Consider the following 14,681-nt stretch of genomic DNA (forward strand, 5'->3'; position numbering starts at 1 on the left):
TAAACAATAAAGAACAATTCATAGCAGCGCGATCAACCCTTTAGTTACCTAACGGGGCAGCAGGTTCCTGCTTGTTTTCACCACCCAGCCACTCTATCAGACGAACAATGTCATTGGATAACGCTTGGGCCATCAAAATAAAGTCGGTTTCAAGCCGGGCCAGAGCGTCATCGCCGTCGTCAGCATGGTCGGCCTCTTCAATCAAGGCATCACCAAAACGCAACGATTTCAGAGCCAGGTCATCATGCAAAACGAAGCTCAATCGGCCTTCAAGGCTCATGGCGAGCTTGCTTGCCTGGCGTCCGCTCTCAAGTAGCTGCTGTATCTCATCGCTATCCAGGTCGACTTGGCGAGCGCGGAGTACGCCATCGTCGCCTTTGGCTTTAAGTTCCACCTGGTCACCCAGCTGTAAATCTGCCGGGCGGCTTGCGGGGTCGCCAAGCCATGTCGTCATCGCACGAATAGGCAGTGTTTGGGATGACAAGGGCGTTGCCTTGAGGCTGCCTAAGGTTTCTCGTAACAGGTCTAGCAAGTCTTCAGCACGGGTACGAGAGCTGGCATTGATGCCGATCAAGTGGCGTCGTGTGTCCCACCAAAGGTCAATTTTTTGGCTGCGTACAAAGGCACGAGGCAGAAGCGCTTCCGTCACCTGCTCTTTAAGCGCGGTTTTCTCTTTGCGCGTCACCTTGCGACCTTCGCGTGCTTCTATATCAGCGACCTGCTCGTCGACTTCCTCTTTGACAACAGAGGCAGGTAGCAGGCGTTCTTGACGCAGTACGGATAACAGCCGGTGGCCCTGAATTTCGTGTAGCAGTTGACCGCCGCCAAGGCGGCCTGCTGGTGCTGTCCAGCCTAGTCGGCGAGCATCCGCATTGCCGAGCGGTTTGGCCGCATGTGCTTGCAATGCGTCGGCAAGCGTTGAACTGTCGAGCTCAGGGGCGCCATGTAGGCGATATAAATGCAGGTGCTTAAACCACATGTCACCAGTCCTATCCAAAAGGTGGCACATTATGTCGAAAGCGGGGCGTTCCTGCCAGCACCTTGCCGCTTAGGTATAAGTTGTATGTGTTTTAAACCTGTGTTTGATTGAGGTAGTGGCTAATGAGCCTGTTGGCTTGCGCTTGTGTTTATTAAAAGGAGTTGTTATGTCGGTATTACCTTCTCGCGTTCAGCTGCGTGTACGTGGCTACCACTTGGACGGCTACGGGCATGTCAATAATGCACGCTATCTTGAGTTTATGGAGGAGGGGCGCTGGGCGTTTTTTGATGAGCACCCAGCGATGATTAGCGAGCTCCATCAGGCGGGGCGGGCATTTGTGGTGGTGAACCTTAATATTGACTACCGCGCCGCCGCCGTTCAGGGCGATGACCTGACTATTCTGACGGGTATCGTCGAGGTAGGAGAACGCCGTGCGCTGTGTCATCACCGCATCTATCGCAGCGATGGCGTATTAGTTGCACAGGCCGATCTTACGTTTGTGCTTCTCGATATGCGGGCGAATAAAGCCTCGGTGATTGAAAATGAGCTTGCCGAGCGGCTGAATGCATTACTACTTACCAAAGAGCAGTTTACGCCTTAATAATCAAGGGGAGTGTCCTGGCTGCCCTTGGTGCGGATGCAGTGGTATGATGTAGCAGTATCTGCGCATCGTCTTTTTTTAAAGGCGGTACTTTTAGCGCTTTCAACTCTCGCAGTGCCAATGCAGTGCAAAGGATCTGACTTTCATGGGTGACATCGCCAGAGAAATCTTGCCCGTCAATATTGAAGACGAGCTCAAACAGTCGTATCTCGACTATGCGATGAGTGTCATTATCGGCCGCGCGCTACCCGATGTGCGTGACGGTTTGAAACCTGTTCATAGGCGTGTGCTCTTCGCCATGCATGAACTGGGGAATGACTGGAATAAACCGTACAAGAAATCGGCGCGTGTTGTCGGCGATGTCATCGGTAAATATCACCCGCATGGTGATAGTGCGGTTTACGACACTATCGTACGTATGGCGCAGCACTTCTCAATGCGCCACGTTCTGGTCGATGGCCAGGGTAACTTCGGTTCTATCGACGGCGATAACGCTGCTGCCATGCGTTATACCGAAGTGCGCATGTCGCGTCTGTCGCACGAGCTTCTTGCCGATCTTGAGAAAGATACCGTCGATTGGGTCGATAACTACGACGGCACCGAACGCATCCCTGCCGTTTTGCCTACTAAAGTTCCCAACCTGCTGATTAACGGCTCGTCGGGCATTGCCGTGGGCATGGCAACCAATATTCCGCCGCATAACATGCGCGAAGTGATTGACGGCTGTTTAGCGCTGATTGATGACTACACGCTGTCGGTGGATGACTTGATGGCGTACATTCCTGGCCCTGATTTCCCCACGGCGGGGATTATCAACGGCCGCGCTGGCATTTTAGATGCGTATCGCACCGGGCGTGGCCGCATCCATGTGCGCGCTAGCCATACAATTGAGCACCATGATAAAACCGGCCGTGACCACATCATCATTACCGAGCTGCCTTATCAGGTGAACAAGGCGCGCTTGATTGAAAAAATCGCCGAGCTGGTTAAAGAGAAAAAGATCGAAGGCATTGCCGAACTGCGCGACGAGTCGGACAAGGACGGCTTGCGCGTGGTTATTGAGATTAAACGTGGCGAATCGGGTGAAGTCGTCGTTAATAATCTCTTTGCTCAGACACAGCTTCAAAATGTGTTTGGTATCAACATGGTGGCGTTGGAGAATGGCCAGCCCCGCACGTTGAACCTAAAAGAGATGTTAGAGGCGTTTATCCGTCACCGCCGTGAGGTAGTGACACGCCGGACGCTCTTTGAGCTTAAAAAAGCCCGTGAGCGTGGTCACCTTCTTGAAGGTCTGGCGGTGGCCATCTCGAACATTGACGACATCATCGAGATGATCAAGGCCTCGCCCAGCGCAGCCGAGGCGAAAGAGAAGCTACTGGCGAAAACATGGCAACCGGGGCAGGTTACCGGCATGCTTGAGCGGGCAGGTGCTACCTCGTGCAAGCCCGAAGAGCTGGATGAAAGCTTTGGCCTTAACCCTTCCGCGACCGAATACCGCCTGTCGCCTGCTCAAGCGCAAGCCATCCTTGAGCTGCGCCTACATCGTCTGACCGGTCTTGAGACTGAGAAGCTGCTCAATGAGTACCTCTCTATTCTTGAGAAAATTGCAGAGCTCACCGAAATTCTTGCCTCGGCCGACCGGCTAATGGAAGTGATTCGTGAAGAGCTGCATGCCGTGCGCGACCAGTATGGTAATGACCGGCGTACAGAGATTCAGGCAAGCCATCTGGATCTCTCAATTGAAGATTTGATCGCCGAAGAAGACATGGTGGTGACCGTGTCGCGTTCCGGCTATGCCAAAACTCAGCCGCTTTCGGATTACCAGGCACAGCGGCGTGGTGGGCGCGGTAAGTCGGCAACATCGATGAAAGATGAGGATGTGATTGAGCATCTGCTCGTCGCGTCGACCCATGACACCGTTCTGCTGTTCTCCAACCGCGGTAAAGTGTACTGGCTGAAAGTTTACGAGATGCCTTCAGCGAGCCGTGGTTCGCGCGGTAAACCGCTGGTCAATATGCTGCCGCTTGAAGAGGGTGAGTCGGTTAACGCCATCTTGCCGGTGCGTGACTACGACCCCGAGCACTATATTTTCTTCGCGACCGCCAATGGTACGGTGAAACGCACCAGCCTGGAGCAGTTCTCGCGTCCGCGCAGCGTTGGCCTGATTGCCATTGACCTTGAAGAGGGCGACCGCCTGGTGGGTGCTGCTATTACGTCAGGCGCTGACCACGCCATGATGCTCTCTTCTAACGGTAAGGCGATCCGTTTTGAAGAGGGCAATGTTCGCGCAATGGGCCGTACCGCTCGCGGTGTGCGTGGCATGCGCTTGGCAGAGGGTGCTGAGGTTATCAGTCTGATCATTCCCAAGAGTCAGCAGATTGATGCTGAGGCTGATACGGATGTTGATGTGGCAGAAGAAACCGTTGCTGAAAGCACCCAGGCAGAAGGCCAGATCTACATTCTAACGGCCAGCGAAAATGGTTATGGCAAGCGCACACGCCTGGAAGAGTTCCCGCTGCGCGGTCGTGGTGGCCAAGGGGTTATCGCCATGCAGACCAGCGAGCGTAACGGTGCCCTTGTGGCGGCCATGCAGGTTTATGACAGCGATGAGATGATGCTGATTACAGACCGCGGGACGATGGTACGTACGCGTGTGGAAGAGGTGTCTACCACCTCACGCAACACCCAGGGCGTTATGCTGATCCGTCTGGGTAAAGAAGAAAAACTGGTTAAAACAGTTCGTGTTGATGAGCCTGGTGACAGTGAGCTTGAAGCACTGGATGAAGAGGGTGAGCCAGACAACGCGGGCGACAACGCACAGGATACGGCGACTGATGACACGTCACTATAACTTTTGTGCAGGGCCAGCGGCCCTGCCTGTTGCGGTGCTCGAAAGAGCCCGCAACGAGCTGGTAGATTACCAAGGGCGTGGCTTATCCGTTATGGAGATGAGCCATCGCAGCGATGAATTTATAGCCATTGCTGAGCAGGCGGAAGCCGATTTCCGTCAGCTGCTAAGTGTGCCCGACAACTATAAGGTGCTGTTCCTGCAGGGGGGCGCCAGCATGCAGTTTGCCATGCTGCCAATGAACCTGCTGGGCCAGGGCGGTAGTGCCAACTTTATCCAAACGGGCATTTGGGGCAAAAAAGCGATTAGCGAAGTCAAGCGACTTGGCTATGCATGCCACTTGGCTGGAAACAGTGAGGCGGGTGGGCATGTGGCTGTACCTTCCCAGGATGCGTTGACGCTAAGTGCGGATGCGGCCTATCTGCACTACACCTCCAATGAGACGATTGGCGGGCTTGAATTTGACTATACGCCGCAGGTTGTACGTGAAGATGGCCAGCATGTGCCGTTGGTCTGTGATATGTCCTCCAATATTTTGTCCAAGCCCATTAATGTTGCAGACTTTGGCGTTATCTTTGCTGGGGCCCAAAAAAATATTGGGCCGGCAGGTCTAACCCTTGCCGTAGTGCGTGATGATTTGCTCGGCCGGGCGGTCCCCAATACTCCGTCGCTGTTTGATTACCAAATGCTCGCAGACGCTGGGTCAATGGTGAATACGCCGCCAACCTATGCGTGGTACCTGGCAGGGCTTGTATTCCAGTGGTTACGTGATGATGTCGGTGGCCTGGTGGCTATGGATGCCATTAATCAGCGTAAAGCAGCAAAGCTTTATGGCGCGATTGATGCCAGCGATTTCTATAGCAACCCCATTGCAGTGGCTAATCGCTCGCGTATGAACGTGCCGTTTGTGCTGGCTGATTCAGCCCTCGATAAAGCGTTCTTGCAAGAGGCCGACCAAGCGGGGCTACTGAATCTAAAGGGGCACCGTAGCGTGGGCGGTATGCGTGCCAGCTTGTATAACGCAGTACCCGAAGAAGCCGTTGATGCGCTGGTTGCTTTTATGGCTGATTTTGAACAGCGAAGAGGCTAATAATCATGTCCGACTCGTCGATCAATCTGGACGACCTGCGCCAACGTATCGATCAACTTGATGGCGATATACTACGCCTGATCAGTGAGCGCGCTGACTGTGCTCAAAAAGTGGCGCATGTAAAGCTGGCTCACGATAAGGATGCGGTGTTTTACCGGCCTGAGCGTGAAGCGCAAGTGCTGCGACGGATTATGTCGCTTAACAAGGGGCCGCTGGATTCCGAAGAAATGGCGCGGCTGTTTCGAGAAATCATGTCGGCTTGCTTGGCACTTGAGCAGCCGATCAAAGTGGCTTATCTGGGGCCTGAAGGGACGTTTACTCAGCAGGCGGCACTAAAGCACTTTGGCGAAAGCGCCATTAGCCTACCCATGGCAGCTATCGATGAAGTGTTTCGTGAAGTAGAAGCGGGTGCCGTGAACTATGGCGTAGTGCCTGTTGAAAATTCAACAGAAGGCGTTGTGAATCATACCCTCGATACGTTTATGGATTCGTCTATCCATATTTGTGGCGAGGTGGTGCTACGCATTCACCATCACCTGCTGATCAGTGATACGACGCGTCGCGATAAAATCTCCCGCATTTATTCGCATCCCCAGTCGTTTGGTCAATGCCGAAAGTGGCTGGATGCACATTACCCACACGCCGAACGGGTTCCTGTTTCCTCGAATGCAGAGGCTGCCAAGCTGGTCAAAACTGAATGGCACAGTGCGGCCATTGCAGGTGATATGGCGGCCAAACTGTATGGGCTTGAGCGCGTAGCTGACAAAATTGAAGATCGCCCGGATAACTCGACCCGGTTTTTGATTATTGGTAGTGAGCATGTGCCAATGGCAGGGGATGATAAAACCTCCATTGTCGTGGCCATGCGTAACCAACCTGGCGCACTGCACGACCTGCTTGAGCCTTTCCATCGGCATCATATTGATTTAACGCGCATCGAGACGCGCCCATCACGTACGGGCGTATGGAATTATGTTTTCTTTATCGATTTTAAGGGCCACGCTGACGAACCGCGCGTTGCTGCCGTGTTGGAAGAGGTAAGGTTACGCGCCTCGGAGCTTCGCGTTTTAGGTTCCTATCCGCAGGGCGTGCTGTGACCGCTATGGCATCATCGGTCGTTGAAGCACCTTCCTGTAATGAACAGCGGCTATTGATCGTTGGCCTCGGCTTGATTGGTGGGTCACTCGCAGCAGCGCTGCGCGCCTCAGGGTTTAATGGCGTGATTGTGGCTTGCGATCCAAGCGAAGATGAAATCGCTCGCGGTGTCGAGATGGGGTTAATCGATACGGGGGGCGTCACTCTCGCTGACCAGGTGGCAGACGCGACCATGATCGTCCTCGCGGTGCCTGTGCTTGCCATGGAGCCGGTGATGGCATCGTTGGCAGGCGTGCTTTCGCAAGCGGCGGCCAATGTGGTGCTAACCGATGTGGGCAGTACCAAAGCCACTATTCGTGACTGCGCCGAGCGTGTGTTTGGTGCGGTGCCAGCCAATATGGTGTTGGGGCATCCTATTGCAGGGTCAGAAAAGAGCGGTGTGGCGGCGGCTAATCCGCGCCTTTTTGCTGATCACAACGTTATTTTGACGCCTGAACCAGGGGTTGATTGTGATGCGTTGGCGCGCGTGCGTGCGTTGTGGCAGGCCTGCGGCGCGAATGTGTTGGAGATGGACGTTGAGCGCCATGATCAGGTCCTTGCACGCACTAGTCATTTACCCCACTTACTGGCTTTTTCTCTGGTGGATACACTAGCCCGACAGGATGAGCGGCTTGAGATTTTCCGTTATGCCGCCGGTGGTTTTCGCGACTTTACGCGCATCGCAGGCAGCGACCCGGTCATGTGGCGGGATATTTTTACGGCTAACCGTGAGGCGGTTCTGGCATCTTTAGATGATTTTGAAGAAGGCCTGGCTCAGTTACGTCACGCGATTGAGCGAGGCGATAGCGATGCCCTTATTGCGACCTTTGATCGTGCCAGCCACGCACGCCATTACTTTGATACGTTATTGAATAAAACCAGCTACCAAGCGGAATACAATATGCAACCACAAGGCAAGGTAACCTACCGAGTTCGGCCCGGCGGCCAGGCGAAAGGCCATTTGCGCGTACCGGGTGACAAATCGATGTCACACCGCTCTATTATGCTAGGAGCGCTGGCTCAAGGCGTCACCGAGGTCAAAGGGTTTCTTGAAGGTGAAGATAGCCTGGCGACACTGCAAGCGTTTCGTGAGATGGGCGTTGCGATTGAAGGGCCTCACCATGGGTGTGTCACTATCCATGGCGTGGGAATGAAGGGGCTTAAGGCTCCGGTCGGGCCGCTCTATGTGGGTAACTCAGGAACGGCGATGCGCCTGTTCTCGGGGCTTTTAGCCGGGCAGGCATTTGATAGCGAGCTTACCGGCGATGAGTCGCTAACCAAACGCCCCATGGGACGCGTGGCGGACCCGTTGCGGTTGATGGGTGCCTCCATTGAGACGGCTGAAGGTGGTCGGCCGCCGCTTAAAATTAAAGGTGGCGCGGCGCTCAAAGGTATTTTCTACGACATGCCTATGGCAAGTGCTCAAGTGAAATCATGCCTGCTGTTGGCTGGGCTTTATGCTGAAGGTGAGACGCGGGTGCGTGAGCCGGCACCAACGCGTGACCATACCGAGCGTATGCTTAATGGTTTTGGTTATTCTGTGTCACGCGAAGGGGACACCTGTTGGTTGCAAGGTGGCGGTGCCTTGAGCGCTGGCCCCATTGACGTTCCTTCTGATATTTCATCGGCGACGTTCTTTATGGTGGCGGCTGCAATAACGCCGGGCGCTGATATCACCCTGGAGCATGTCGGTATCAACCCGACTCGCATCGGTGTTATTAATATTCTTACGTTAATGGGCGCCAACCTTGAACTTCTTAACGAAGCTGAAGTGGGTGGCGAGCCGGTTGCTGATATTCGTATCCGCTATGCACCCTTGAAAGGTATTGATATCCCGGTGGATCAAGTGCCCTTGGCGATTGACGAGTTCCCTGCGCTGTTTATTGCGGCGGCAAATGCTGCTGGCACCACGCGTCTTCGTGGTGCAGAAGAGCTACGTGTCAAAGAGTCTGACCGTATTCAGGCCATGGCTGACGGGTTGGCGATTTTGGGCGTTGAACATACCGTGGTTGACGACGGAATCGATATTATCGGTAACGCCAATGCCGAGGTTGCAAGCTACGGTGGTGGGCGCGTTAATAGTTTAGGTGACCATCGTATCGCTATGGCCTTTGCCATTGCCGCACTACGCGCAAGTGATGACATTATTATTGATGACTGCGCCAATGTCGCTACGTCGTTCCCAACCTTCGTTGAGCTTGCCAATAAAATCGGCATGGGGGTTAACGTGGAGGGCGAGAATGACTAAGCCTATCCCTGTTCTGACCATTGACGGGCCAGGTGGGGCAGGCAAGGGAACCATCAGCAGTTTGGTTGCCGAGCGTTTAGGCTGGCATTTGCTCGACAGCGGAGCGTTATACAGGCTAACCGCCACCGCGGCGGTTAAGCATGGTATTGCGCTTGATGATGAAGCGGCTGTTGCTGCATTAGCCGAATCGCTGGATGTGGCATTTCCCATCGAAAATGGTAAGCCCCGCACGCTGCTTGAAGGTGATGAGGTAAGCCAGGCAATCCGGACCGAGCACACTGGCGAGTTGGCTTCCCAGGTGGCTGCGCTTCCCGCTGTGCGCGCGGCTCTGCTTCAGCGGCAAAGAGATTTTCAGAAGGCGCCAGGCCTTGTCGCAGATGGCCGTGATATGGGCACCGTCGTATTTGTAGACGCGCCGCTAAAGATATTTCTAACTGCTAGTGCTGAGGAACGAGCGCGTCGCCGCCATCTTCAGTTGCAGGAAGCGGGTATGAATGCTAGTCTTTCGAGTCTTTTGAAGGAGATTCAGGCACGCGATGCACGCGACACGCAGCGCAGCGTGGCACCTCTCAAGCTGGCAGATGATGCCATTACGCTTGATACCACGCGTCTGAGCATACCGGAAGTGGTTGAACGGTTGGCGGAATTGCTTGCCCAAAAAGGGTTAGCATCCGGCACCTGATTCTCCCTTGCGGCGTTTTTGGAAAGGTGTCATGACATGGCAGGGCGGCAGTTCATATGATCGTTCATATCAGAGAGCCCGGTCAGGTCTAACCAGCGTTAACACCTCCAAAGGCAGAGTGACATTAGGCCCGTACTCGCTGGTGGTACGGAGAAGGCATTTATGCCTCAACAACGTTGATCACGTAGGAAAACCATGAGCGAAAGCTTTGCTGAACTGTTTGAACAGTCCCTTAACGACATTAACATGGAGCCAGGCGCTATCGTCGCGGCTCAAGTTGTCGACATCGATGGCGACTGGGTTACCGTCAATGCTGGTCTGAAATCTGAAGGCCAGATCCCGGCGGCACAATTCCGCGATGAAAATGGCGAGTTAAACATCGCTATCGGTGACGACGTTCACGTTGCACTAGAAGCCGTAGAAGATGGCTTCGGTGAAACGCGTCTGTCCCGTGAAAAAGCCAAGCGCGCAGAAGCTTGGAAGATTCTGGAAGCCGCCTTCGAGAAAGACGAAATCATCAAAGGCGTGATCAACGGTAAAGTCAAAGGCGGCTTCACTGTCGATGTCGACTCTATCCGTGCCTTCCTGCCGGGTTCTTTGGTCGACGTACGTCCGGTTCGCGATACTGCGCATTTGGAAAATAAAGAGCTGGACTTTAAAGTCATCAAGCTTGATCCGAAGCGTAATAACGTTGTTGTTTCTCGTCGTGCTGTACTTGAAGCTGAAAACAGTGCCGAGCGCGAAGCGCTGCTGGCAACGCTGCAAGAAGGCCAGCAGATCAAAGGTATCGTTAAGAACCTGACAGACTACGGCGCGTTCGTAGATCTGGGTGGTGTTGACGGCCTGCTGCACATTACCGATATGGCGTGGAAGCGTATTAAGCACCCGTCTGAAATCGTTGCTGTTGGCGACGAAATCAACGTTAAAGTGCTTAAGTTTGACCGTGAGCGCAACCGCGTTTCACTGGGTCTGAAGCAATTGGGCGAAGATCCGTGGGTCAACATTAAGCAGCGTTACCCGGAAGGCACCAAAGTACACGCTGTGGTCACTAACCTGACCGATTACGGCTGCTTTGCTGAGCTGGAGGAGGGCGTTGAAGGCCTGGTTCACGTTTCTGAAATGGACTGGACCAACAAAAACATCCATCCGTCTAAAGTTGTCCAAGTGGGCGACGATGTTGACGTCATGGTGTTGGATATCGACGAAGAGCGTCGTCGTATTTCTCTGGGTATCAAGCAGTGTACTGCTAACCCGTGGGAAACGTTCAACGCTGAATACAACAAGGGCGACCGTGTTTCAGGTACCATTAAGTCAATCACTGACTTCGGTATCTTCATCGGCCTTGAAGGTGGTATCGATGGTCTGGTTCATCTGTCCGACATTTCCTGGACAGAAACTGGCGAAGAAGCGGTTCGTAACTTCAAGAAAGGTGATGAAGCCGAAGCCGTTATTCTGTCTATCGATCCTGAGCGTGAGCGCATCTCTTTAGGTATCAAGCAAATGGATTCCGATCCTGTTGCTGAATACCTGTCTGTTAACGATAAGGGCAGCATGGTGACTGGCCGTATTGTTGAAGTAGACGCAAAAGAAGCACACGTTGAGCTGGCAACCGATGTTATTGCCATCCTCAAAGCCTCTGAAATCAGTGCTGACCGTGTTGAAGACGCGCGCAATGTACTGAATGAAGGCGACAGCGTTGAAGCGCGTATCATCAATGTCGATCGCAAGAGCCGTCAGATTAATCTGTCGATCAAAGCGAAAGAGCAGGACGATACTCGTCAGAACCTGAAGAAACTGCGTGACCAGGAACCCGAAGCTGGTGGCCCGACCACCATCGGTGACCTGATCAAGCAGCAGATGGGCCAAGACTAAGCTATTTAGTCGCTGGTTCTAAGAAGCGTCGCCCTATGGGCGGCGCTTTTTTGCTTATTAACAAGCTGTTTTCTAAGCCAGTTAGTTGTATTAAATTAGATTTACCAACCTGCTTAAAAACTTTTAAATCTACGCTATTCGCTTAAAAAACCTCTTAGTAATTGAATGAAAGTACACTAGACTATTGTCAATTAGTGCTTTTAAAGTAATAATGAGCGCGCATTCTGAACTAATGGATATGATGAGTGTCAATTCAATATCCAGAAGATAAATCTGAAGTATAAGGACTCCCCATGTCACTTCTAAACGAATATATCCAAAAAGAGCAGCAACTTAAGCAGTTGCAAGAAGACTTGCAGCGTCTTGAAGGAGACCAGCGTTTAAAAAGCGAGTTGGAATTCAAGGCTAAGCTTGAAGCGCTAATGAATGAATTTGGTAAGCGTCCTGCAGATGTTATCGCCCTGCTGGATCCGACAAACGATCAACGTGGCACCAAGGCATCTGGCAGCAATAATGCTAGTCGCCGTAAGCGTCGCCTAAAAACGTATAAAAACCCCAATACGGGCGAAATTATCGAAACCCGTGGTGGTAACCATAAAGGTTTGCGTAGCTGGAAGGATGAATACGGTGACGAAACTGTTGAGTCCTGGCTGGAAAGCATGGAAGATTAATTAGCAACTACCGGCACTTCTCTTAAGAAATGCCGGTTTTGCTTTAACAAGAGGCAGATTTCCGGTGCGCGGCTCACAATAGGCCCGATAGCTATTCAATATTAAAAAAATATCTCCCGTTAGCTTAGCGCCGCAAAAGTTAGTGCTGCATTCTTTGCCAGCTTGAAATTATTTAACGTGTTTGGTAATCGTGTCACTGATATGGCCGTGTCGTTGCTGTGACATAGCTTACAGGAAGGATAGCGTCGCCTATAGCATGCATGGCGCTTGGCGAGCTAGGCTAGACGGTTGGCGAGGCTGTAAGTGCCTTCATGGGCTATTTGATGCAGCATGCGGTGAGTGCCATTGCTATTTCCGGGTATACGCCCAATACTGGCTATCCGTTGAGCCCATCGCGACGCCTTTCTGGTAATACGGTTTTGTATGAACATGCTAAGTAGCCTGTAGTCGTTCCTTGTCTAGTTCAGTGGCATATTCAACTGCTCTATCGGCTCGGCAGTAGACCGGTCACGCTGCTGTTCTGTGCTGGTAAGAGCAAAGGGGTGGAGAGTATTCTGTTTGTACACTACGCTCTTTTATGGTTTATTAAAAACAGGCTTGGCCTGATTTGATATCGCTATTGAAAGGCGGGCGCTGTCCGGGAATATCGAGTTGCTGTCTGGCATACATGGGTCGCTTGTGCATATAGCTTGCCCCATCGTATCGTGTTGACTATTGTTTGATTTTTTTGTGTACGATTCTGTGGCTGCTCGTCTTGCCTTTAAAACGCTATTGGATAGCTGTGCCTTTAATAGCGTTTCCGGGGATGTGAGTTAGCCGGCATATAGGCTTTGTCGTTTACGCCCTATACGTTTTTAGTGAATGATACGTTGAACCTTTTCTCGTAAGGCTATTGGCATTGGCCGATAACCTGTTGTCACCGCTTGGTGGTAATTCCACTGCACCGAGATGCACGGCAGACTTCCAGGCTGGCTGTGCGGCATTGGGTATCTCTTGTGGAAATACCTGTTGTGGCGGTACTTCGACCATTTCAAGTAAGGTATGAATGAAACATCAATGAAATATCACAAAACTCCAAAACAGTCGGATGAACGTGACAAGCTGCGTAAGTTTCGTGAGTTGGATGATGCATTTGCGCAAGCTTTGCGCCAGTTGGAAGATCCTAAGAGTGACTTCGATATTCCAACCGGGCCACCGGTACGCTCATTGGCAGCGTTAGAAGAAGATGACGCAGTAAAACGCTCACAAGAACGAGAGCGCTTGTTTGGAGAGCGCTTGAAAGCGTTAATGGATGAGTACAACCAATCGGACCAGGAGCTGCACGAACTCATTTCAACGCTGTTGTTTTATGAGCTCTGGCCACAACATCAAGCGCCGCCTGAGCTCTCTGGTGGCTAGGCCTTTGATCAGGATCGGTAGCGATAAATACGCAAGCTGGGTAAAAACGCTTCGTGCTCAAGCTTTTCATCGCGCCTTCTTGCCCGTGTGCGTTCCGTAGGGGGGTGTAGCGGCGGCAAGTTGATATGGGGCAGGCGTTGGTCAGGAGCGGGCACAAACAGCGGCATGGCAATATTGAGCGCCCGCCGTGAGTGCCCGTCGAGTAAAGGCTCAGTAAAAAAAAGGTTCGCCCGCATCAAAGGCGCCTGCGCTTGTACTTGTGCCAACGCTTCGTCGCCAGGAAGGCTAGCCAGCTTGCGCAGTTGAATACGTATATGCGGCGCTTCGGTATCCAGTTGCATTAGCTTTTTCTCCGCTTCCTGCACGCTGAGACGCTTGATAGAGCGCCCGCTGCTGTACCAGGCAAGCCGTATACGCGAAACCGGAGCTTCAGCAATCGGTATTTGTCGCCAACACTGTTTCAGGTGGAGTTTGGCAAGCCCGGTACGGCGCAATACATTATCTACTTGAGGGTGGCGTTGTGGCAGGCGTTGCTTGATTTCTCCGAATGCTTTTGGAGAGAGCTCTTTTATCCTATGGATTAACTCGCTAATTGCTGTTTTAGCATGGTTAATAGTGCCAACTGCCTCAATAAGGGGAGTGCCAGCGGCAATCACTCCTATGTAATTACGCGTTTCACGACCGTCCTGGCCTTCCAGGTGCCACATATCCAGCAGTGCATTTCGCAGCCAGTTTAATTCGACGGACGGCTGATGCATGACCCACGCCGCCGGGCGTTGCCTTTCATAAAGCACCAGCGCCGCTTCAATAGCGCAAACCAGATTATCAAATCGTTTATCAAGCTCATGCAATAAGTGATAAGCGGTTACATCGGGCTCTTGCATGACCAATACTTACCTCACCGTGAAAACCATTCGTTAAGAAAGAGGCGCATCTTTATCCGCTTGGGCCAGGAGGGTATCCAGGTCGGCCTCATCCATGGCTGGCTCGCCTGCGATACGGTGGGACTCTTCAGCCCATGCGCCAAAATCAATTAATTGACAGCGCTTGCTGCAAAAAGGGCGGTAGGTGCTCTCTGGTGCCCAAGCCACTTTTTGGCCGCAGTGGGGGCAGTTAACTTCCATGGGAGTATCATTAGCAGGGTGAGTCATAACAATC

Annotated in this window: 12 protein-coding genes; 9 read left to right on the forward strand and 3 right to left on the reverse strand. The window is 52.6% G+C overall.

The window, feature by feature from the left end; translation table 11 throughout:
• Nucleotides 1-40 precede the first annotated feature (40 nt).
• Nucleotides 41-979, reverse strand: a complete 939-nt coding sequence (locus ACT3TY_RS01740) for a recombination-associated protein RdgC (RefSeq protein ID WP_441679180.1) — start codon at nt 977-979, stop codon at nt 41-43.
• 166 nt (nt 980-1,145) lie between these two features.
• Here ACT3TY_RS01740 and ACT3TY_RS01745 point away from each other — a divergent pair, with 166 nt between their 5' ends.
• The 9 genes from ACT3TY_RS01745 (at nt 1,146) to ACT3TY_RS01785 (ending at nt 13,523) form a co-directional block, all read left to right on the forward strand.
• Complete coding sequence (locus ACT3TY_RS01745; protein ID WP_444627190.1) at nt 1,146-1,580, forward strand: acyl-CoA thioesterase; 435 nt, start codon at nt 1,146-1,148, stop codon at nt 1,578-1,580.
• 145 nt (nt 1,581-1,725) lie between these two features.
• Nucleotides 1,726-4,431: a DNA gyrase subunit A gene (gene gyrA / locus ACT3TY_RS01750; RefSeq protein ID WP_444627191.1), complete on the forward strand. Its 2,706-nt coding sequence runs from the start codon at nt 1,726-1,728 to the stop codon at nt 4,429-4,431.
• Nucleotides 4,415-5,518: a 3-phosphoserine/phosphohydroxythreonine transaminase gene (serC, locus tag ACT3TY_RS01755; protein ID WP_441679177.1), complete on the forward strand. Its 1,104-nt coding sequence runs from the start codon at nt 4,415-4,417 to the stop codon at nt 5,516-5,518. Before gyrA ends, serC begins: the two co-directional genes overlap by 17 nt.
• 5 nt (nt 5,519-5,523) lie before the next feature.
• Complete coding sequence (gene pheA, locus ACT3TY_RS01760) at nt 5,524-6,615, forward strand: prephenate dehydratase (protein ID WP_444627192.1); 1,092 nt, start codon at nt 5,524-5,526, stop codon at nt 6,613-6,615.
• 5 nt (nt 6,616-6,620) lie between these two features.
• Nucleotides 6,621-8,900, forward strand: a complete 2,280-nt coding sequence (locus ACT3TY_RS01765; protein ID WP_444627193.1) for a bifunctional prephenate dehydrogenase/3-phosphoshikimate 1-carboxyvinyltransferase — start codon at nt 6,621-6,623, stop codon at nt 8,898-8,900.
• The gene (gene cmk, locus ACT3TY_RS01770) at nt 8,893-9,582 is read left to right on the forward strand and encodes a (d)CMP kinase (protein ID WP_441679174.1); all 690 of its coding nucleotides are present in this window, start codon (nt 8,893-8,895) and stop codon (nt 9,580-9,582) included. Before ACT3TY_RS01765 ends, cmk begins: the two co-directional genes overlap by 8 nt.
• A gap of 195 nt (nt 9,583-9,777) precedes the next feature.
• Nucleotides 9,778-11,454 (forward strand): 30S ribosomal protein S1, encoded by a 1,677-nt coding sequence (rpsA, locus tag ACT3TY_RS01775; RefSeq protein ID WP_172116551.1) that lies wholly within the window; start codon nt 9,778-9,780, stop codon nt 11,452-11,454.
• 293 nt (nt 11,455-11,747) lie between these two features.
• Entirely contained in the window at nt 11,748-12,125 is a 378-nt protein-coding gene (locus ACT3TY_RS01780) for a histone-like nucleoid-structuring protein, MvaT/MvaU family (protein ID WP_172116552.1), read from the forward strand.
• 1,056 nt (nt 12,126-13,181) lie between these two features.
• Entirely contained in the window at nt 13,182-13,523 is a 342-nt protein-coding gene (locus tag ACT3TY_RS01785; protein WP_441679172.1) for a hypothetical protein, read from the forward strand.
• A gap of 8 nt (nt 13,524-13,531) precedes the next feature.
• Here ACT3TY_RS01785 and ACT3TY_RS01790 read toward each other — a convergent pair whose 3' ends face one another.
• Complete coding sequence (locus ACT3TY_RS01790) at nt 13,532-14,407, reverse strand: DNA replication terminus site-binding protein (protein ID WP_441679171.1); 876 nt, start codon at nt 14,405-14,407, stop codon at nt 13,532-13,534.
• Nucleotides 14,408-14,440: 33 nt separating this feature from the next.
• Nucleotides 14,441-14,674, reverse strand: coding sequence for a DNA gyrase inhibitor YacG (gene yacG, locus ACT3TY_RS01795; protein WP_172116555.1), 234 nt, complete (start codon nt 14,672-14,674; stop codon nt 14,441-14,443).
• Between the last annotated feature and the right edge of the window lie 7 nt (nt 14,675-14,681).

Source organism: Halomonas sp. AOP22-C1-8 (assembly GCF_052378905.1).
GTDB classification, from domain to species: Bacteria; Pseudomonadota; Gammaproteobacteria; order Pseudomonadales; family Halomonadaceae; genus Vreelandella; species Vreelandella citrativorans.

Coding starts and splice junctions, on each gene's coding strand:
- rpsA (WP_172116551.1), top strand. CDS start 9,778: ATGAGCGAAAGCTTTGCTGAACTGTTTGAACAGTCCCTTAACGACATT.
- ACT3TY_RS01765 (WP_444627193.1), top strand. CDS start 6,621: ATGGCATCATCGGTCGTTGAAGCACCTTCCTGTAATGAACAGCGGCTA.
- serC (WP_441679177.1), top strand. CDS start 4,415: ATGACACGTCACTATAACTTTTGTGCAGGGCCAGCGGCCCTGCCTGTT.
- ACT3TY_RS01740 (WP_441679180.1), bottom strand. CDS start 979: ATGTGGTTTAAGCACCTGCATTTATATCGCCTACATGGCGCCCCTGAG.
- yacG (WP_172116555.1), bottom strand. CDS start 14,674: ATGACTCACCCTGCTAATGATACTCCCATGGAAGTTAACTGCCCCCAC.
- cmk (WP_441679174.1), top strand. CDS start 8,893: ATGACTAAGCCTATCCCTGTTCTGACCATTGACGGGCCAGGTGGGGCA.
- pheA (WP_444627192.1), top strand. CDS start 5,524: ATGTCCGACTCGTCGATCAATCTGGACGACCTGCGCCAACGTATCGAT.
- gyrA (WP_444627191.1), top strand. CDS start 1,726: ATGGGTGACATCGCCAGAGAAATCTTGCCCGTCAATATTGAAGACGAG.
- ACT3TY_RS01790 (WP_441679171.1), bottom strand. CDS start 14,407: ATGCAAGAGCCCGATGTAACCGCTTATCACTTATTGCATGAGCTTGAT.
- ACT3TY_RS01745 (WP_444627190.1), top strand. CDS start 1,146: ATGTCGGTATTACCTTCTCGCGTTCAGCTGCGTGTACGTGGCTACCAC.
- ACT3TY_RS01785 (WP_441679172.1), top strand. CDS start 13,182: ATGAAATATCACAAAACTCCAAAACAGTCGGATGAACGTGACAAGCTG.
- ACT3TY_RS01780 (WP_172116552.1), top strand. CDS start 11,748: ATGTCACTTCTAAACGAATATATCCAAAAAGAGCAGCAACTTAAGCAG.